The organism is Alteromonas sp. K632G, from assembly GCF_017653625.1.
Taxonomy (GTDB): Bacteria; Pseudomonadota; Gammaproteobacteria; order Enterobacterales; family Alteromonadaceae; genus Alteromonas; species Alteromonas naphthalenivorans.
On sequence record NZ_JAGGDM010000028.1, the window covers coordinates 1 to 17,904 of the forward strand.

Consider the following 17,904-nt stretch of genomic DNA (forward strand, 5'->3'; position numbering starts at 1 on the left):
TCACTGGCATTTTCGATGATGTGGCTACCCATGTACTGCTGAGTGAAATATATGCAGCAAAGATCAACAGGCCCTAGTAGACGCTTATTCTTTTGAGAAAATCGCAACGCGCCACCTAACTTAAATATTACTAAGCAAATCTTGTGCTTAATCAAGTTGCTTTGGTTCCAAAATTTATATTATTATTTACACTTCGTTGGGGAGTAGCCTGTTTCCATTATCCATGGAAAAGTTTGTGTCAACATAATTGGTCACATGACCATGGTACAAACACCACTTGGTTGGCGAGACCATCGATATTTCCATGCCCTAAGGTCAGGCGTGTGGTTTTATCGTGGACTCAATATTGCCTGACCGGAGTTTTGAAGTATGAGTATCTTTGCTCTCATTTTACTTGCCTTTGCTATGTCTACTGATGCTTTTGCTGCCGCTATAGGTAAGGGTGTCAAAATAAAGAATCCTCGTTTTAGCTTTGCTATCAAAGTCGGCTTTACATTTGGTTTAATAGAAGCAACCACTCCTATTGTAGGTTGGATAATAGGGCGTGCAGCTTCTTCTTATGTAGAAGCGTGGGATCATTGGATTGCGTTGATTATTCTTACCGGCTTAGGCGTTTATATGGTCTTTGAAAGCTTTCAACCTGCCATTGATGATGAAAGTAAAACGCAAAAGCAGTCGTTTATTTTGCTATGTGTGACTGCGTTTGGTACTAGCATAGACGCAATGGCGGTTGGCGCAAGCCTTGCATTTGTTGATGTAAATATCATGACGGCCTCCGGCTTAATTGGTTTGGCCACGTTTTTGATGGTAACGATAGGTATTATGCTGGGTAGTTTAATGGGCTCTTTAATAGGCAAACGAGCCGAGACATTTGGTGGAGTCATACTTATTTCGGTGGGTATGTGGATTTTTGCAACCCACACTCTTTAGAATTCAATACTCTTTAGAATTCAATAGTTTTTAGAATACGACACTATAACAATGCCGCTACTTAACGTAGTTGCACATATCTGTAATCGCTAACTGTCTTCTTCATAGACTCAGCTTTATCTATAGTTCACTAAATCAAGGGCGACCTAGACAGCATGCTCGCCCCTTTCATAGTGATTAACGAATACTGCCGGTTAGCGTATAGAGCATTGTACGCCCACTTGCGTTAGTCGTTATTGGTCGGAGCAAGTGTTCCCCGCTCCATTGTTAGTCACGTTGCATGCCTAATTAACCTCTGGATTTAGTTTTGCCTCGAAATTCGGCACAGAACGCTTTTCAGCTTCAGCTGCCGAAGTAACTTTTCCGTTGCTCTCAATATCCTTAACAAGCCACTCCATCTCTTTTATCTCTCTGCGCTGCGCTAAGATGATATTGTCAGCGAGTTCACGCACTCGAGTATCCTCTATATTTGCCCGTTCACTAGTAAGAATTGCAATTGAATGGTGAGGGATCATCGCCTTCATATACGCTGAATCTGAAACAGTTGCTTGTGACCGAACTAAGTATAAACACACCGCAAACAAGGCGATTGCAGCAATGAATATAGACGCGTTCAGTTTCTTATTGGTATACATACCCAACATAAACGAGAGCATGATGATTGCCATTCCCGCGCCCATATACAACGCCATATAAGTACGGGTTTCGCTAAACCAAATATGGGAAATGGCATAAGTGTTTAGGTACATCATGATAAACATGACGATGGTAGAGGTGACTATCATCGCTGCAAATCTTGAATATTTCATATGTATTCCTTACCAATATTGAGCTGTTTGAATAATTTCATTCTCGCTTAAAATACGCTAGGCGTTTGTTGAACTGCCAAATTCAACTGTCAAATTCAACTCCCAAATTCCACTTCCGGATTTGACCGAAGATTGAGTAGATAAGAGTGGAGGCAAATGTAACGACAAACTTGTGAAAACTTTGAATCATCAATGCATATAGCAGGGGATTTCTTACATCCCCTGCTATATGCCTACTGCGAACTTGTAGGCAATTGAGCCTGTTACATTATTTACGATGTTGGCATAACGTACACTTCTCGTACGCAGGCCGAATCGTTAGCTGAAAGGGCAAACACAACCGACTTTGCTATATCTTCGGGCTGAAGTTTGTCTTCCTTGGGCTCATCGAAGAAAGGGGTGTTCACCATTCCAGGGCAAATTGTGGTACATCTACCGCCCCACTCTCTCATTTCTTCCGCTAAGTTTTGGCCAAAACCGTAGGCAAACCATTTACTTGCGCCATAAACCGAGCCTTTTAAAGCAATACGCCCTGCCACCGAGCTTGTTAGAATAAAGTGACCTTTAGTCTTTTTCAGCAAAGGAAGCCCAAGCTTTGCGGTGTACAGCAAGCCGTTCACGTTTGCGCCTAACATACTTTTCCATTCAGCAACGTCGCCGTTCTCAATACCGGCACTTTTTGCACCTGTACCGGCATTTGCAAATACTCCATCTACGTGGCCATAATGCTGAGCCACTTTGCTAAATGCTTTCTCTAAATCATTGAAATCGCTCACATCGGCAGTAACGGCAAAGGCATTAGCCTCGCCAAGATCTGCCACCAAATCGTTAAGCTTGTCTTCACTTCTGGCAATTAAGGCAACTTTATTACCTTCATCTACCAGTGCTTGTGCAGTCGCTTTGCCTATCCCGCTTGACGCACCGGTTATTACAATTACCTTTGAACCTGTTTTCTGACTAGACATGCATACTCCTGTTAACGCTAATTACTTGCTCGCTTAAAATTCTACCTGTGAGTTTATATTCTCACTTTACAAACCTAAGCAATGAGTTGACTAATCTTCTCTACAAAAGCTGGGATGTCATCTGGATTTCTGCTGGTTACCAATTTGCCATCTTGTACCACTTGCTCATCTTTCCAGGTAGCACCGGCATTAATTAAATCTGTTTTGATACTGGGAAAAGAAGTAACTGTACTGTTTCTTGCTAGCTCAGATTCAACCAGTAACCATGGCCCATGACATATAGCAGCAAGTGCTTTAATGCGAGGCTCTGCGTGGGCTTGCTTAATAAATGAAACCGCATCGTTATTAGTACGTAAGATATCTGGGTTAATTTGGCCGCCAGGCAATACGAGCGCGTCGTAATCACTTGGCGATACCGAGGAAACTTGAGCATCTACCGATATTTGTTTACCCCAATTCCCCTCATTCCATGCAGTGATACTGCTTTGATCATCAATTGAAAGTATCTCTACTGTAGCGCCTTGCTCGGTAAGCATATCTTTTGGCTGCACCAGTTCACTTTGCTCAAAACCATCAGTAGCTAAAATAGCGATTTTTTTGCCTTCTAAATTTTGCTGGTTGCTCATTGTAAAACTCCTATTTCTACTCAACATTATTGCCGCTTCCCATTCAGTTGTTTGCATAACGCAAAGCTGAAAAACGAAGATTAACCGGATGAACACTCATCAGCGGAACACCTTCTAAGCTGGCAATTCCAATAACAAACTTATATATGTAACTTGTGACTGCAATAACCAAACCATCACCCAAAACCTCTTAATCACTTGTTTATACTGAACTTTCATTCAGGCCAAAAAGTTATAGTGCTTTAGCCGGAACCTTTGGCATGCGACTTTTTCAGCATTTGTGAAGGTTTTACATGAGGATAAACCCAGCTACATATAGAAAAACATCAGCAGAGCACCGGCTATCATGAATAGATTTTCGGTTAGCGAAACAAAGCCCAATGGCACGTTGCTATCGCCCCCTACACAGGCACACTTGAGTTCACGTTTATCGATGTATACCGCTTTGACCACTGAAACCGCTCCCACCGTACCTATAAATAGGGAGAACGGCGCCACCGCTAACGCGGGTAGTTGAGCTACCATACCAATACCAGCATAAGCCTCTACAAACGGGTAAATATAGGCGTATCGTAGCCACTTCATTGCTAGCAAATCGTAGGTAATAAACGAGTTAGTAAAGCTGAATAGGTCTTTGAGTTTTTGTACTGCCAGCAGCGACATCGAAAACGCGATAAACAGCATGAGAGTACGAATGGAAAAATACGCACCTGCTACCGTATATTGAAATGCTAACGCTAATAACGCAGCTACCGAAAATATAGCTATTACTGGGGTATAGGTGGTACCCGACTGCCCTGCTTCACCTTTATTAAAAAAAGCACGAAGATCGTCGTACCCACCAATACGCTCATCATTTATAAACGTTTGTGGGGTTGTTTTAACGTTGTGCTTTGCCTTGAACGCGTCGGTTTCTTCCCTAGAAGTGAGGGGACGATCATCTATGTTATACCCTTCTCTCTCTAGCAAGTCTTTGGAACGTAAACCAAACGGACAAATATGATTATCGGTCACCATTCTGTACAAAATTGCAGTTTTACTCATCATGCTCTCCTTAGTCTCACTCGCGCCAATAGCTAACAGAAAAGGTTGTAGCTAATGTCGCAATAAGCGCCAAACTCGTCTTTACTCAAACCTGCCTCTAAATTAGATAGCGAGAAGAGATCCGTCATGTGAAATCCTTACGCGAATAGTTCATGAAGCTGTAAATTCCTCACAATTAACGGCCCAAACCCTTCGGTTCTAGGTACCTTCATCAATACCGTTACAATATCTATACCGATATGTACTCAAGGTTATTGTAGGCATTATCGAATATGTCTCTTTGGGGGGAATCTGTCGGATGTATCTCTCGGAGAAATCTGTAGGGCGATAACGCGCAATCGATTGCTGGCCTTATCGTTTAGAGCGTAGAATATTAATTCCTTTCGTTATAGAGTGAGTAGAACTCTCGAAAAGGCATTTAGGATGACATTCGTATTTTTACATGGCTCAGGTTGCACGAATAACGTGTGGGCGCACCAAGTATCGTTTTTCAACAACAGCATTGCTTTAAATTTTCCTGGGCACCCTGATGGCGAAGCATTATGCGATGTAAAATCCATTGCTCAATGGGTGCTTAACACCGTTGAACAAGAAGATTTAACAGACGTGGTGTTGGTGGGTCATTCTTTAGGAAGTGCCGTAGCCATGCAGGCTGCTCTGCTGGCTTCAAGCGAATTAACGACTTTTGATTCAAGTAGATTTAAAGCACTGGTGCTAATAGGTGCGGGCGCTAAATTAAAAGTAATGCCACAACTGCTTACGTCACTCGCAGCGCTTATAGAAGGAGGCGGAGCATTCCCCGATTACCTATTGGCTTCAAACCAACAACTGCAAGAGCCGTTAAGAACTGAGGTAAATTCGGCAATCATTAACAATGGCGCCGCAGTGATGCTGAAAGACTTTACGGCTTGTGACAACTTTGACGTTATGCAGGAGATAGGTAGCATTACATTGCCAGTACAGCTTATTGTGGGTAACAAAGATATTATGACACCGGTGAAATATTCTGAGTTCCTGTTAGGCCAATTACCTAACGCAAAACTAAACATTATAGAAAATGGCACCCATATGGTCTTTGCAGAACAACACGCTACAGTGAACGGTTGCATTCAGGAGTTTGTAAACGGGTTAACCTAGTCTGTTTCCCTTCAGACACTTATTAAAATCTACTTATAAAAAAGGCGTTACGCTAAGCAGTAACGCCTCGTAGTTATTAAGCTACTTTGGCTTTACCTAGCCGGGTTAAACAACCATCTTTAATAGGAATCGTCGGGCAAGCCTACTGCCAATTGCTTAGTTTGGTATTATCAACAGTTTAACTAAGCGTGTCGGCAATATACTTATCGATAATTTGCTCTAGTACATCTAATGGCACGGCCCCGTTTTTCAGAACCGCATCATGGAATTCACCTAAAACAAACTTATCACCTAACGCTAGTTTGGCTTTTTCACGCAACTCAAGAATTTTCATCATGCCCACTTTGTAAGACGTTGCTTGCCCTGGCATAACAATATAGCGCTCGATTTCTGAGGTTACGTCAGACTCGGCCATACCTGTATTAGCTAGCATGTAGTCAATGGCTTCTTCACGGGTCCAGCGTTTCGCATGGATACCAGTATCAACCACTAGCCTTACCGCCCGGAAAAGCTCGGCTTGTAAGCGACCGATATTATCAAACGGATCATCTTGAAAACCGAGGTCCCACGCCAAGCGTTCTGAATAAAGCGCCCAGCCTTCGATATAGGCCACGAAGGGAGCGACCGTTCTAAAAATAGGTAAACCTTCTAGCTCCATTGCAATGGCAATTTGAAAGTGATGACCCGGTATCCCCTCATGATAAGCAAGTGTTCGCATGCTGTAGGTAGGGGTTGCTTTAATATCGTAAAGATTCGCAAAGAAAACGCCCGGGCGAGACCCATCAAACGCGGGGGCTTCATAATACGCACCTGGAGCTGTTTTTTCTTTAAACTGTGGAATACGTTTCACTTCCATACCCGCTTCTGGGCGTACTAAAAACGCATCGCCAAGGCCTGCGTCAATTTCATCTAGAATAGTTTGATAATCGGCTAGAATTTGCTCCCGTCCTTCGGCGGTATCTGGGTAATAAAAGCGTTCGTCCTCTGCTAGCGTATTTATTGCAGCAGTAAATCCTTGGCTAACATCAAATCTTTCTTGCGCTAATATCGCCAGAATCTCAGCTTGTATACGGTCAACCTCTGATAAACCCACATTGTGAATATAGTCGGCAGAATAATCGGTGGTAGTAAAAAAACGCAGGGCAAGTTTATAAGCTTCGCCTCCCCCCTCTAAGTGCCATAAGCCATCGTCGGTTCCCGCTTTTGGCTTAAGGCCTGTAAAGTAATCGATGAGCATTTGGTAAGTAGGATAAACCGTATTTTCTATTTCAGTCGCAACGTTGGATAAAAGCCCGTCGTAGTCAGCTTCAACAATTTCATCAGACTCTTTCATGCGGCGCTGAACCGAGGTATACAGAATGTTTTCTTTTACTGGCTTATCGATAAACCCCTGCATTTCGTCAATGACTCGCTGAATAACAAAGCGTGGCGGAAGGATATTCTTCTCTTCGCGCAACTTCATCCCTTCAAGCATTTGAGTGAAATAGCGCTTACTTTCACTTAAACGGCTAATGTAGAAATCAACGCTTTCTACATCGGTAATCGGGTGCTGCCCATCCATAAAGCTAGGAAAGTTGCTCTGTGCCCCTGACATTTGGTTAAAGGGGTAACTATGATATTGGTACTTTTCGAACCCGCTTAAGGTGTTGAGTAAGTACAGCGCGATGTCTTTGGATAATTGCTGATCTTCATCCAAATCTTCATACTGCACAAGCACATTTTTAACCTGCATAAGCTCATCAAACGTGGCTTGTGAAGACGCTAAACTGGCATCGTCCAAATGGGCGTTATGACCTTTTATGCCCATACCATCTAACACGCCAATTGAGGTCAACGTTTGGGGGCTCTTCAATGCCTGCTGAATAAGGGTTCTATCTAAAAATACGCGAAATGAAAATGGCTTTTCAGCATTCCACTCGTGTGTACCCCAGGCGGCTGCACCCAGTATAATTACCAGCACACCTATGCCTAACCATTTAAAGAAAGTTTTCATCTGTATCCCTGTTATTGTTATTTGTTCTATACAATTTAGACGCTGAAATTTGCGTTTGCGAGTTCTACATTATGCAGGTAAGCAATAAAGTCAATTAAAAGAAAGACAAAGCCAATTTAAGAGATTTCTTCCATACGTAGAAGTTAAAAAACTTTATAGAAAGATTTCGTCCTCTTTCGCTTTCTGAAATGAAATGCTTCATCGCGAAAATTCGACATGCCGCCGCTTGAAATACACGTCTCATCGAAACTATTAAAAATTTACAACTTTAGTATTGTATGACTAATTGATTTTGTGCTTAACTCAGCTCCATAAACGAAACTCGTTTATCACATCTAATAATTATAAGTCTTATCAGACAACACGGCTTTTAGCTGCACCCCGCAACAGAAAAGAAGTAACAGCAGTATGCGTACCAAAAATACGTGTAACTCGTGCATGCAAAAGCACTGCGCTACTGCAACGTTCATTCGCTTTAAAAATACACTTATAAAAATTCAGGAACACACAATGCAACAAGCAAATTTTAACGCTTCTGTTTTCAAGCTTTCCTTGATCGCAGGTGCTATAGCGGCTATACCGTTTTCAACGTCGGTAATGGCTCAAGAACAAACCAACATCGACGAGCAAGATGTTGAGCAAATCCAAATTGTTGGTTCGCGCCGCGTAGGCCGCACTGTTAATGACTCTCCGGTTCCTATCGATATTATCGATGCGTCTTCTATTGAAGCCACTGGTTTAACCGAAACCAACATGATCCTCAATTCGTTGTTGCCAAGCTTCAACTTTCCGCAACCTTCTGTTACTGATGGAACAGACCATGTTCGCCCAGCACAGCTTCGCGGTTTAGCACCAGATCACACGCTTGTTTTAGTAAATGGTAAGCGCCGCCATACTTCAGCACTACTTAACCTAAACGGTTCTGTGGGCCGCGGCTCTTCTGCTGTGGATTTAAATGCTATACCAGCTAACGCGATTAAGCGCATTGAAGTATTGCGCGATGGTGCAGCGGCTCAATACGGTTCAGACGCCATTGCTGGTGTTATCAATATTGTATTGAAAGACGCTAGCGAAGGCGGTGAAGTATCAGCCACTTACGGTGCAAACGTAACTACAATGGACGGCGTGCCTAACCTTGAGGGCGTTAGTGCCGATGCAGATGGCAACCTTGCAATCAATACAGGTTCAGATCGTGAACTGACCGACGGACAAACCCTTACCCTTCGTGGCAATATGGGCTTTGAGTGGGGCGATGACGGATTTATAAATGTTTCAGCTGAATACCGCGACCGTGGTGAGTCGAACCGTTCAGACTTCGATACTCGCGAAAATTATGCTCGTGACGCTGATGGTAATTTAGATGAAAGAGAATTCACTGTTAACCGCTACAACCATGTATATGGTAACGGTGAAGTAGAAGATTACGCGCTGTTTGTAAACGCAGGTAAAGCCATTAACGACAGTGTCGAATTTTACGGTACTGCGGGCTTTAGTTCGCGTGATTCTATTGGCGGCGGTTTTTACCGCAGAGCATCAGATAGCCGTAACATCACTTCTATCTACCCTGACGGCTTCTTACCATCTATTCAAACCGATATTCAAGATATGTCGGTACTAGGCGGCATTAAGGGTTACGGCGATGTGTGGAACTACGATTTGTCACTTACCCACGGTGGCAATGCTTTAGAGTACAGCGTAGTGAATAGCTTGAACACATCGCTTGGACCAACAAGCCAAACTAGTTTTAACGCGGGTGAGCTGGAGTACAACACTACCATTATTAACGCTGATGCATCTCGCTTAGTTGATACAGGCTATTTCTTCAGCGAAATGAACTTCGCTATGGGTGCAGAATACCGCCACGAAAGCTATGAGATTACCGCTGGTGAAGAAAACTCGTATGTCCAAGGTACGTTTGGCCCAGGTGGCGTAGTTACCGACCCTGTTGATGGCCCTTTTGGCTCAGCTGGCTCACAAGTTTTCCCTGGCTTCACGCCAGAGTCAGCAGGTGAAAACACACGTCACAACTACAGCTTTTATGTAGATGTAGAAGCCGATGTACTAGAAAACTGGAACGTAGCAGTAGCAGGTCGTTATGAAGACTATTCAGATTTTGGCAGTACCTTTAACTGGAAAATGTCACACCGAGTAACCATTACTGATGCCTTGGCTCTTCGCGCCTCTATATCGACTGGCTTTAGAGCGCCGTCGTTGCAACAACAGCACTTTACTTCTATTGCAACTGTGTTCGTGGATGGCGAGCCAACTGAAACGGGTACGTTTGCCGCCTCAAGTGATGTTGCACAGGCATTGGGTAGCCCAGGTCTTGATGCTGAAGAATCTGATAACTACAGCGCTGGTTTCACTTACTCGCCTACTGCCAATTTCAACCTAACCGTAGATTTCTACCGTATTGATATTGACGATCGTATCGTGTTGTCGAACAACCTATCGGGTGATGCTATTGAAGCGTTGCTCGAAGGCACTGGTGCTAACCAGGCTCGCTTCTTCTTGAACGCGATTAATTCTCGTACTGAAGGGGTAGATATTGTTTCTACATACACATTAAACACAGCTGATTTTGGTGCGTTTAACTTCAATGCGGGTATTAACTTCAACGATAATGAAGTGACCGATATTTTAGAAGCGCCAGAAGTGCTCCAAGGCGCAGGCTTCGATCAAAGTAACTTGTTTGACGATGTAGAACTGCGTCGTTTCGAGACAAGCTCGCCAGATAGCAAAGTGAACCTTGGTGTAACTTGGTCTTATGACCGTTACAATGCAACATTGCGCACCACACGATACGGCGAAGTAGAAGACCCATCATCAATTGAAGCACGTAACGAAATTATACCTTCTGAGTGGATCACAGATTTAGATGTTCGCGTAGCCCTTACTGACAACCTAGCGGTATCGGTTGGTGCGAATAACATCTTCGATGTTTACCCAGAAGCTACACGCGATTTAGTTGATGACGTAACGACCTTCTCGATGATTTTCCCATACTCGGGCTTCTCGCCCTATGGATTCACGGGCCGTTATGTTTACGGAAAAGTGACTTATAGCTTTTAATTAATCTTGTAAGTTAAAACTCAACAAAAATGCCGGATGTGAAAACATTCGGCATTTTTATGCTCTACTTTTTTCCCATCAAAATTATATGCGGTAAATTTGTATTTAACCTCCTTACACGGCAAGAACTATTCTCAAGATCAGTTACCTTTGTTAACAAGCGTGAGTATTTTAAGTGCTCCCACTTTTGGGTTAACACTTTTAGAAGAAATTAATAATGGAAGTTCTTACAAATAATGAGGTAGACCTTGTATCAGGCGGGTGCGCAGAGCACTGCTGGGGCGATTTTAGCATAGCAGGATTAGCTGCATCGATGGGAGCAGGAGCTCTAGGCGGTGTCCGTGGTGGTGGCTGGGTTGGTGCTGCTATAGGTGCTATTTCTGGTGGGTTAGGATATGCAGGTAGTAAAGTTGGCGACAAGATGTCCGAGCGCACCACATCCACAACTGATGAGTAATTTTAGGGGCTAAGGCCCTTTATTAGGAGCCAATATGCTGAAGAATATTAAACAGATTATAAGCTATACCCTTTTAATGGCATGTATTATTGTTATCACTGTAACCACCGTAAAGATTGTAGAAATGATCTGGCCTTTAGAGAATGCTAAAACGCTCTTGGTGATTGTGGTCGTTTTTTTGACCACGTTCATTTGCACCCAAGTAGCAAAAAAGTATGGCTTATTTACCCGTTAGTTTCCGCTTTCGATAAACACTCGGCTCAAGCCCTTGGTCATTCTACTTTGCTATTCATACGTATGGTGACGGGTAACGCTAAAGCGATTTAAAATATGATGCATGACGTAAACGGCACTCAAACTAAGGGCAATGGCTACGGCCACAGAGCTAAAACGGTAAAGCGCGCTGTAAACTAAATCTTGGTTGGGTGTTAGCGAGTTTCCAAACAAAATACCAAACGTGGTTAGCACACCAAACCCAATGCCCGGCATCCCGCCACCTAAAATATGATAGCGGCTAAAAATGAATGCTAAAATCCACAACACAAGCACCGGAAAAAGTAAAAAATCACTGTGATTGTACAAAAACAATTGCGCCAGCAGTGCTAAATTACAACCAATGAGTGTACCAATAGCCCGTTGCCACCCAGCGAGACTTGCCGCTTTCCAGCAAAGCGAAAATAGAATAAGCACCGATGACGCCTGAGCTGATATCGAGTCTTGCAGATCCAACGCTTGAAACACCACAAACGATAAGGTTGCCACACTTGCACATAACAGCACTTCGTGACGAATACTTTCTTTCGCCTTAGGCGGTGGAACACGAGGTATGCGCGGTGCAACATCCGGAAATATGCCATGCATGAGAACCGCAATAACAATTGATAAAAGCGTAGCTGCACCGTTACTCACTATTAACGGGTATACAGTATCTACGCCGGTTACATAGCTTGAAAAGTGTAGCTGTATTGAAAGCCCTACTGCACCTAACGCTCCAAACAAAAAGCCGCCGCCACTGCTCATTTGATAGAACAAGATACAAAAGCATAGAAACACAATAAGGGTCATCACCACTGGAATGTGGGAAAACAGCCCTTGCAATACCAATACAATAAAGGCGCTAAACCCCGCGCTGGCGATGAACTGCTTTAACACTGGCTTGCTAATAACAGGTACTAACCCCAGCAACAACATGGGATAAACCGTAAAGAAAATACCATAAGGCCAGTTCATCAAGTTACTGATGGCAAAGCCAAGGGTACAGCCACCCGCTACACGTAATGCTTGGCGCAGACCGTTGGCATCTAACTGCGGCCCTTGGCTAACTGTTGTCGACATTTAGCCTCCGCTAGTAAATGTAATGCAGCCAACTAATGGCGTTAATTTGCAACGTACCAAACCACTGGCCTAATGTTGATTCAGGTAACAATTGAACTGTGGCACGGGCACCACTTGGCATACCTTCTACTAAGGCTTCGTTGTCTTGCAGGACAATATGAACCCGTTGACGCTGAGCATCACGCACCCATCGATTACTTGTTTCGGTAACGCTTAACGTACCATTTGCACTTAACTGGCCATCGCTAACCCCGGCCTCAAACGAATCAATATGCGCATCAAATACTTCACCAGGTAAGCTATCGAACACCACTTTAGCAACACTGCTTTCGGCCATGTGCGTTAACGACTTTTCTCTAAAATCGGCTACCAAATCGGTCTCGCTGGTTACTATCGCGAGTAGCGGATTCCCTTTTACTGCATAGGCCCCTTCACGTAACTGCATGTTAGACACAACACCATCATTTCGCGCACGCACTTGGGTATATGATAAATTTAGTTTGGCTTCGGCAAGCTGGTTTGCGGCATGGCGAACAGTAAGGTTATTTTCACCCGAATCACCTCTTGCCAATAAGGCTTCAGATAACTGCGCTTCAAGGGCTGATTTATTGGCAACACTCGCTTCATAGTTAGCCCGCATAGCCTCAAGTTCTTGCTCTGAAATCGCGCGTTGCTTATATAACGCGGTGCTGCGTTGTTGAAGTAACTTTTGCTCGTGCAGCTTGGCACTAGCAGCCTTAATTTGAGCCTCTAGCGATTTAATATTGGTATCAAGTCGTTTGTTTTGTAATTTGGCATCATCTAACGCTAACTTTGCTTGCGTTAGCGCTATGTCGTAAGGCCCTCTATCAATTTGAAATAGCACGTCGCCGGCTTTTACCGTTTGATTGTTGCTAACAAAAACCTGTGTGACTTCGCCACTTAATTGAGGCGCTACTTGTACAACAGGGTGATAAATTCGCGCTTGGGGCGTAACTGGCATAAAGGTGTCAGCAATGAGGTAGTAAATAAATATCAACACAAAGCTGACTAAGGATAACCTTACGTAGCGAGAAAACTTCTGATCGGGCGTCATTATTCATCTTCCTCTGTGTTACTTTTAGCTCGTTTCTCCTGTTGAGAAATGCAGGCTGAGGCGTTTTGCTCTATTTGCAACAATGCCCGCGCCATTGCATCGAGCTGTTCATGGGTGAGTCCCGCATAAAACTGCTGTTTTACATCTGCTATTTTTTCATTTAGCGAATTCAAAACAACATGGCCTTCCTTGGTGAAATATAGTTTTTTTCTGCGCTTATCGTTGTTATCAACTTGGCGGCTAATCAGCGACAGCTCTTCAAGCTGCTTTAATGTGCGGGTTAGCGAAGGCATTTCTATGCCTAAACTTTGCGCTAGCGCTAATTGGGTAACCCCTTCGCCAATTAAATTGATATGCATTAACGCGAGCCATCTTGATTGCGTTAACCCCAAGGGCTCAACAGTTAACGTAACAGCTTCTCTGCATAACCGGTGTACTCGGCCCATCTTTCCAACAAGCGTAAAATCTAGCGTTTCGTGAAACGGCTTTTGTGCAGACATACACACCTCAAAATTGATTAGCATGCTAACTACAATAACATTACTTAGCACGCTAAATAAATAAAAGCCGTATTTACCTTTCCTAAACGTGACTTTTTATGGCCTCCAAAATGATCGTTATAAATGCATGCAGCTTACTCATTCTAGGTTCACCTTATTTTGTAAGGTGGAAAAGTATTAAGGATGGTAAGGGAAGCATGACAATAACTAACGACAATTTTCTGCAGGTTCGTGGTGCACGGGTTCACAACTTAAAAGACGTGGATGTTGATATTCCGCGAAACAAGATTGTGGCCTTTACGGGCATTTCTGGCTCGGGTAAGTCCTCACTCGCCTTTGGCACCTTGTACGCAGAAGCGCAGCATCGTTATTTAGATTCGGTTTCCCCCTATGCAAGAAGGTTGATTGATCAAATTGAAACGCCCGATGTAGATAGTATCGAGGGCCTGCCACCCGCAGTTGGGCTGCATCAGAACCGCGGAACGCCTTCAATTCGTTCATCGGTAGGTAGTATCACCACCATTTCAAACAGCCTGCGTATGCTGTATTCCCGTGCAGGTGATTACCCCGTAAATCAAAAGATTATTTACGCCGATGGCTTCTCGCCAAATACCTTTGAGGGTGCCTGCGAGAAGTGCCATGGCATTGGCACTGTGTTTGATGTAACCGAAGACAAACTGGTGCCCGACCCTACCCTCACCATTCGTGAAGGAGCCATTGCTGCCTGGCCTGGCGCGTGGCAAGGTAAAAATTTAGTGCGGGTTCTACTGTCGTTAGATATTGATGTCGATATACCTTGGCGGGAATTACCCGAATCTACGCGAGAATGGATTTTATACACCGACGATACACCCCAAGTACCGGTCTACAGAAATTACAACTTGGCGCAGACCCAAGCCGCGAGGGAAGAAGGCGAACCCGCCAGCTATAACGGTAAGTTTATTGGCGCTAAACGCTATGTACTTGAAACCTTCAAAACCTCTCAAAAAGAAAAGATAAAGCAAAAAGTCGCGCAATATCTTGCTGTTTCAACGTGCCCACAATGCCATGGGAAAAAGCTTAAACAGGCTTCACTTTCCGTTACGCTCTGCGGCCTAGACATATCCGCCTTCTCTCAACTTTCGTTGAGCGACGTGGTAGAACATTTGAATACGCTACTTGAAACAGCCGAAGCCCAAAACAACGAACGGGCACTGGTTATTCAAAACATTGCTAAAGACATAGCTGCTCGTATCAAACCCATTATTGCACTCGGATTGGGGTATCTTTCGTTAGAGCGGAGCACCACGTCGATTTCAGCCGGGGAATTACAGCGGTTACGGCTAGCCACCCAAATAAAATCGAAATTGTTTGGCGTGATATATATTATGGATGAGCCATCGTCTGGCCTGCACCCGAACGATGTAACCGCATTGCTAGACGCATTTGATATGCTAGTAGAAGCAGGCAATAGCGTATTTTTGGTTGAGCATAATCCCCGTGTCATTAAACACGCTGACTGGGTTGTGGATATAGGCCCCAATGCAGGCTTAAACGGCGGTGAGTTGGTATATAGCGGACCTGTCGATGCATTGGAAAAAGCATCGAATTCAATAACCTCACAGTATCTTTTCAATAACGCTTTGGCCCTTAAGCATCACAACCGTGCCCCGAAAGGCTGGCTATCATTAAAAGCCATTACTAAAAACAACCTTAATAGTATCGACTGCGCGTTTCCCCTTGGCACTATTACCACAGTAACCGGCGTATCAGGCTCGGGTAAATCGAGCTTAGTCAGCCATGCACTGGTGGAGTTAGTGAAAGCGTCACTCGGCACTAGCAGAGCGCCGGATAAAAACGCTACTACTAATAGCTCTGCTGGCAAAAGCGCCGCTAGCAATAACCCTGCAGCAGTTATTACCGAAGCCACGTTGCTGGAAAGCAACGAAGAGCAACCAGCTAGCGGCTATATAGATAGCAGCAATATTAATAGTGGCAGTGAAGGTGGCATTGAGGGTTACAGCCCAGACGACAAAGCAAGCGATGCCGAACAAATAAAGCGATTAGTCGTAGTAAACCAATCCCCCATTGGCAGAACGCCCCGTTCGAATTTAGCGACTTACACAGGGCTATTCGACCATGTGCGTAAACTATTCGCCGCCACACCATTAGCGAAAAAACGACGCTACGATGCAGGTCGATTTTCGTTTAACACCACCAAAGGAAGGTGCGCCAACTGCGAGGGGGTAGGCTTTGTATCGGTAGAATTACTCTTTATGCCATCGGTGTATTCCCCGTGCCCGGTTTGCGATACAAAACGCTACAACCAAGACACATTAGACGTTACCTGGAATTCATTATCGATAGCCGATGTACTGTCGCTAAGTGTTGCAGAGGCACATAACCTATTCGCCAATGAAGCCCCTGTTTTTCGTGCGCTTGATGCGCTGGTGAAAGTGGGCTTGGGCTACTTACGATTAGGCCAACCCGCCACCGAACTTTCAGGGGGAGAAGCACAGCGAATAAAGCTGGCTACCGAGCTAAAACGAGCCGACAAAAAACACACCCTTTACGTACTAGACGAACCTACTACCGGGCTTCATCCTGCGGATATTTCGTTATTAATGAAACACTTAAATACATTGGTAGATGAAGGCAGCAGCGTGGTAATGGTAGAGCACAATATGCAAGTTGCGTCATCTAGTGATTACATTATAGATATTGGCCCAGGTGCGGGTGATGCTGGAGGAAACATAGTGGCTAAAGGCACGCCTGCTGAAGTTGCGAAATGCAATAAGAGTAAAACAGCCCCCTTTATCACGCTACGTTAATAGCGTTAAACAGGTTATCGCGCGTGTTAACTGTAACAACAAATGAACTAGCAGGTATTTTTTTGTAATCTTACTTGTTCTCTGCGCTGTATAAACCCATAGACAAGTAACGTGAACGGAATTACATGAGCACAACGCAATCTACTCAGGCAGAGTCTGCTTTGGGGTTAACGCTAAAAAACTGGTGGAGTATTGTTAAACGTACATTTACCAACATCCAAAGCCATAATATCCCTCTTATCGCCGCGGGCGTTGCGTTTTACTGCTTACTAGCGATATTCCCGCTTCTTGGTGCCACCATTTCCTTATATGGCTTAATGGTGTCACCCGAAGAGTTACAAAATCATATGGCCTTGCTGGTTAACGTAGTGCCTAGCGACAGCAGCTATATTATTGAAGAACAACTTAAAAACCTTACTCAAAAATCCAGCTCAGCCTTGGGATGGGGCTTCTTCCTAACGCTTTTCTTATCATTATGGAGTAGCAGTAAAGGGGCCAACGCACTTATTACCGCATGCAATATTACCTATATCGAAGACAATGGCAGAGGCTTTTTTAAAGGCTTAATTGCCCGCATAACTGGCACCATTTGCATGATAATCACCGTCATTGTTGCGCTAGTTTGCATTACGGTTCTTCCGGAATTAATAAGTTGGATTTCTGGCGGCTTAATAAGCTTCAAGCAAGCTTCATGGATAACCTGGCCTGTATTGCTGTTGCTCTTTAATATTGGACTTTCTGCACTATACCGTTACGCACCTCATAGACGTTCAGCACAGTGGCGATGGGTTACACCGGGGTCGTTGTTCGCCACTTTATTATGGATTGCTGCATCTTATGGCTTTTCTATTTATTTGAATGAATTCGCCAGCTACAACAAAACCTACGGCTCGGTAGGTGGCATTATCATTCTACTCATGTGGCTGTACTTAAGCGCCTACATCATACTTATTGGCGCTGAAGTAAACTCGTCAATCGAGCTTCAAACTACCGCAGACAGTACCGTGGGTGAAGACAAGCCTATGGGTGAACGAGATGCCGTGGTGGCTGATAATACGCCGGAAGATTTGAAAGAGAATAGATAAATTGAGGTAATATGCACCTGCTTAATTGCGGTATCATACCCCTAATTAAATACAGGAATGTGCAGC

General features: G+C 44.1%; 15 protein-coding genes and 1 riboswitch. Of the genes, 7 read left to right on the forward strand and 8 right to left on the reverse strand.

The genetic code is table 11. The features are described 5' to 3' along the window. The first annotated feature begins 186 nt into the window (after positions 1-186). Positions 187-328: riboswitch (yybP-ykoY riboswitch) on the forward strand. Positions 329-369: 41 nt separating this feature from the next. Beyond that, positions 370-930: a manganese efflux pump MntP family protein gene (locus tag J5X92_RS19820; protein WP_013783073.1), complete on the forward strand. Its 561-nt coding sequence runs from the start codon at positions 370-372 to the stop codon at positions 928-930. Between the two features lie 284 nt (positions 931-1,214). On the opposite strand, the gene J5X92_RS19825 is transcribed toward J5X92_RS19820, so the two are convergent. From J5X92_RS19825 to J5X92_RS19840, 4 genes are all read right to left on the reverse strand, one after another. Continuing rightward, positions 1,215-1,739: a DUF305 domain-containing protein gene (locus J5X92_RS19825; protein WP_013783072.1), complete on the reverse strand. Its 525-nt coding sequence runs from the start codon at positions 1,737-1,739 to the stop codon at positions 1,215-1,217. Positions 1,740-2,011: 272 nt separating this feature from the next. After that, positions 2,012-2,704 (reverse strand): SDR family oxidoreductase, encoded by a 693-nt coding sequence (locus J5X92_RS19830; RefSeq protein WP_013783071.1) that lies wholly within the window; start codon positions 2,702-2,704, stop codon positions 2,012-2,014. 74 nt (positions 2,705-2,778) lie between these two features. Then, the gene (locus J5X92_RS19835) at positions 2,779-3,330 is read right to left on the reverse strand and encodes a type 1 glutamine amidotransferase domain-containing protein (RefSeq protein ID WP_013783070.1); all 552 of its coding nucleotides are present in this window, start codon (positions 3,328-3,330) and stop codon (positions 2,779-2,781) included. Between the two features lie 309 nt (positions 3,331-3,639). Then, entirely contained in the window at positions 3,640-4,374 is a 735-nt protein-coding gene (locus J5X92_RS19840) for a glutaredoxin (protein ID WP_013783069.1), read from the reverse strand. A gap of 423 nt (positions 4,375-4,797) precedes the next feature. Here J5X92_RS19840 and J5X92_RS19845 point away from each other — a divergent pair, with 423 nt between their 5' ends. Further along, positions 4,798-5,511 (forward strand): alpha/beta hydrolase, encoded by a 714-nt coding sequence (locus J5X92_RS19845; RefSeq protein ID WP_013783068.1) that lies wholly within the window; start codon positions 4,798-4,800, stop codon positions 5,509-5,511. Between the two features lie 178 nt (positions 5,512-5,689). Here the strand turns inward: J5X92_RS19845 and J5X92_RS19850 are convergent, their stop codons facing one another. Beyond that, positions 5,690-7,504 (reverse strand): DUF885 domain-containing protein, encoded by a 1,815-nt coding sequence (locus tag J5X92_RS19850; protein ID WP_013783067.1) that lies wholly within the window; start codon positions 7,502-7,504, stop codon positions 5,690-5,692. Between the two features lie 510 nt (positions 7,505-8,014). On the opposite strand from J5X92_RS19850, the gene J5X92_RS19855 reads away from it, so the two are divergent. The 3 genes from J5X92_RS19855 (at position 8,015) to J5X92_RS19865 (ending at position 11,268) form a co-directional block, all read left to right on the forward strand. Further along, positions 8,015-10,576 carry a TonB-dependent receptor gene (locus J5X92_RS19855; protein ID WP_126871581.1) on the forward strand — a complete coding sequence of 854 codons (2,562 nt, stop codon included), beginning with the start codon at positions 8,015-8,017 and terminating at the stop codon, positions 10,574-10,576. Positions 10,577-10,793: 217 nt separating this feature from the next. After that, complete coding sequence (locus J5X92_RS19860; RefSeq protein WP_013783065.1) at positions 10,794-11,033, forward strand: hypothetical protein; 240 nt, start codon at positions 10,794-10,796, stop codon at positions 11,031-11,033. A gap of 34 nt (positions 11,034-11,067) precedes the next feature. Next, positions 11,068-11,268: a hypothetical protein gene (locus tag J5X92_RS19865; RefSeq protein WP_013783064.1), complete on the forward strand. Its 201-nt coding sequence runs from the start codon at positions 11,068-11,070 to the stop codon at positions 11,266-11,268. Between the two features lie 50 nt (positions 11,269-11,318). Here the strand turns inward: J5X92_RS19865 and J5X92_RS19870 are convergent, their stop codons facing one another. Genes J5X92_RS19870 through J5X92_RS19880 form a run of 3 tightly spaced genes read right to left on the reverse strand, consistent with a single transcriptional unit; the run spans position 11,319 to position 13,943 of the window. Continuing rightward, a complete protein-coding gene (locus J5X92_RS19870) occupies positions 11,319-12,368 on the reverse strand; it encodes a DUF2955 domain-containing protein (protein ID WP_013783063.1) in 1,050 nt (349 codons plus the stop codon). A 10-nt stretch (positions 12,369-12,378) separates the two neighbouring features. Further along, positions 12,379-13,443, reverse strand: a complete 1,065-nt coding sequence (locus tag J5X92_RS19875; protein ID WP_126871580.1) for an HlyD family secretion protein — start codon at positions 13,441-13,443, stop codon at positions 12,379-12,381. Then, positions 13,443-13,943, reverse strand: coding sequence for a MarR family transcriptional regulator (locus tag J5X92_RS19880; RefSeq protein WP_126871579.1), 501 nt, complete (start codon positions 13,941-13,943; stop codon positions 13,443-13,445). The genes J5X92_RS19875 and J5X92_RS19880 overlap by 1 nt, the downstream gene beginning before the upstream one ends. 197 nt (positions 13,944-14,140) lie before the next feature. Between J5X92_RS19880 and J5X92_RS19885 the strand changes: the two genes are divergently transcribed. Both J5X92_RS19885 and J5X92_RS19890 read left to right on the forward strand, forming a co-directional pair. Beyond that, positions 14,141-16,753 (forward strand): excinuclease ABC subunit UvrA, encoded by a 2,613-nt coding sequence (locus J5X92_RS19885; protein ID WP_126871578.1) that lies wholly within the window; start codon positions 14,141-14,143, stop codon positions 16,751-16,753. Positions 16,754-16,878: 125 nt separating this feature from the next. Continuing rightward, the gene (locus tag J5X92_RS19890) at positions 16,879-17,838 is read left to right on the forward strand and encodes a YihY/virulence factor BrkB family protein (protein WP_126871577.1); all 960 of its coding nucleotides are present in this window, start codon (positions 16,879-16,881) and stop codon (positions 17,836-17,838) included. The last annotated feature ends 66 nt before the right edge of the window (positions 17,839-17,904 follow it).

Excerpts from the sequence above, each read along its gene's own strand:
- J5X92_RS19820 (WP_013783073.1), top strand. The coding sequence starts at position 370 with ATGAGTATCTTTGCTCTCATTTTACTTGCCTTTGCTATGTCTACTGAT.
- J5X92_RS19825 (WP_013783072.1), bottom strand. The coding sequence starts at position 1,739 with ATGAAATATTCAAGATTTGCAGCGATGATAGTCACCTCTACCATCGTC.
- J5X92_RS19830 (WP_013783071.1), bottom strand. The coding sequence starts at position 2,704 with ATGTCTAGTCAGAAAACAGGTTCAAAGGTAATTGTAATAACCGGTGCG.
- J5X92_RS19835 (WP_013783070.1), bottom strand. The coding sequence starts at position 3,330 with ATGAGCAACCAGCAAAATTTAGAAGGCAAAAAAATCGCTATTTTAGCT.
- J5X92_RS19840 (WP_013783069.1), bottom strand. The coding sequence starts at position 4,374 with ATGAGTAAAACTGCAATTTTGTACAGAATGGTGACCGATAATCATATT.
- J5X92_RS19845 (WP_013783068.1), top strand. The coding sequence starts at position 4,798 with ATGACATTCGTATTTTTACATGGCTCAGGTTGCACGAATAACGTGTGG.
- J5X92_RS19850 (WP_013783067.1), bottom strand. The coding sequence starts at position 7,504 with ATGAAAACTTTCTTTAAATGGTTAGGCATAGGTGTGCTGGTAATTATA.
- J5X92_RS19855 (WP_126871581.1), top strand. The coding sequence starts at position 8,015 with ATGCAACAAGCAAATTTTAACGCTTCTGTTTTCAAGCTTTCCTTGATC.
- J5X92_RS19860 (WP_013783065.1), top strand. The coding sequence starts at position 10,794 with ATGGAAGTTCTTACAAATAATGAGGTAGACCTTGTATCAGGCGGGTGC.
- J5X92_RS19865 (WP_013783064.1), top strand. The coding sequence starts at position 11,068 with ATGCTGAAGAATATTAAACAGATTATAAGCTATACCCTTTTAATGGCA.
- J5X92_RS19870 (WP_013783063.1), bottom strand. The coding sequence starts at position 12,368 with ATGTCGACAACAGTTAGCCAAGGGCCGCAGTTAGATGCCAACGGTCTG.
- J5X92_RS19875 (WP_126871580.1), bottom strand. The coding sequence starts at position 13,443 with ATGACGCCCGATCAGAAGTTTTCTCGCTACGTAAGGTTATCCTTAGTC.
- J5X92_RS19880 (WP_126871579.1), bottom strand. The coding sequence starts at position 13,943 with ATGTCTGCACAAAAGCCGTTTCACGAAACGCTAGATTTTACGCTTGTT.
- J5X92_RS19885 (WP_126871578.1), top strand. The coding sequence starts at position 14,141 with ATGACAATAACTAACGACAATTTTCTGCAGGTTCGTGGTGCACGGGTT.
- J5X92_RS19890 (WP_126871577.1), top strand. The coding sequence starts at position 16,879 with ATGAGCACAACGCAATCTACTCAGGCAGAGTCTGCTTTGGGGTTAACG.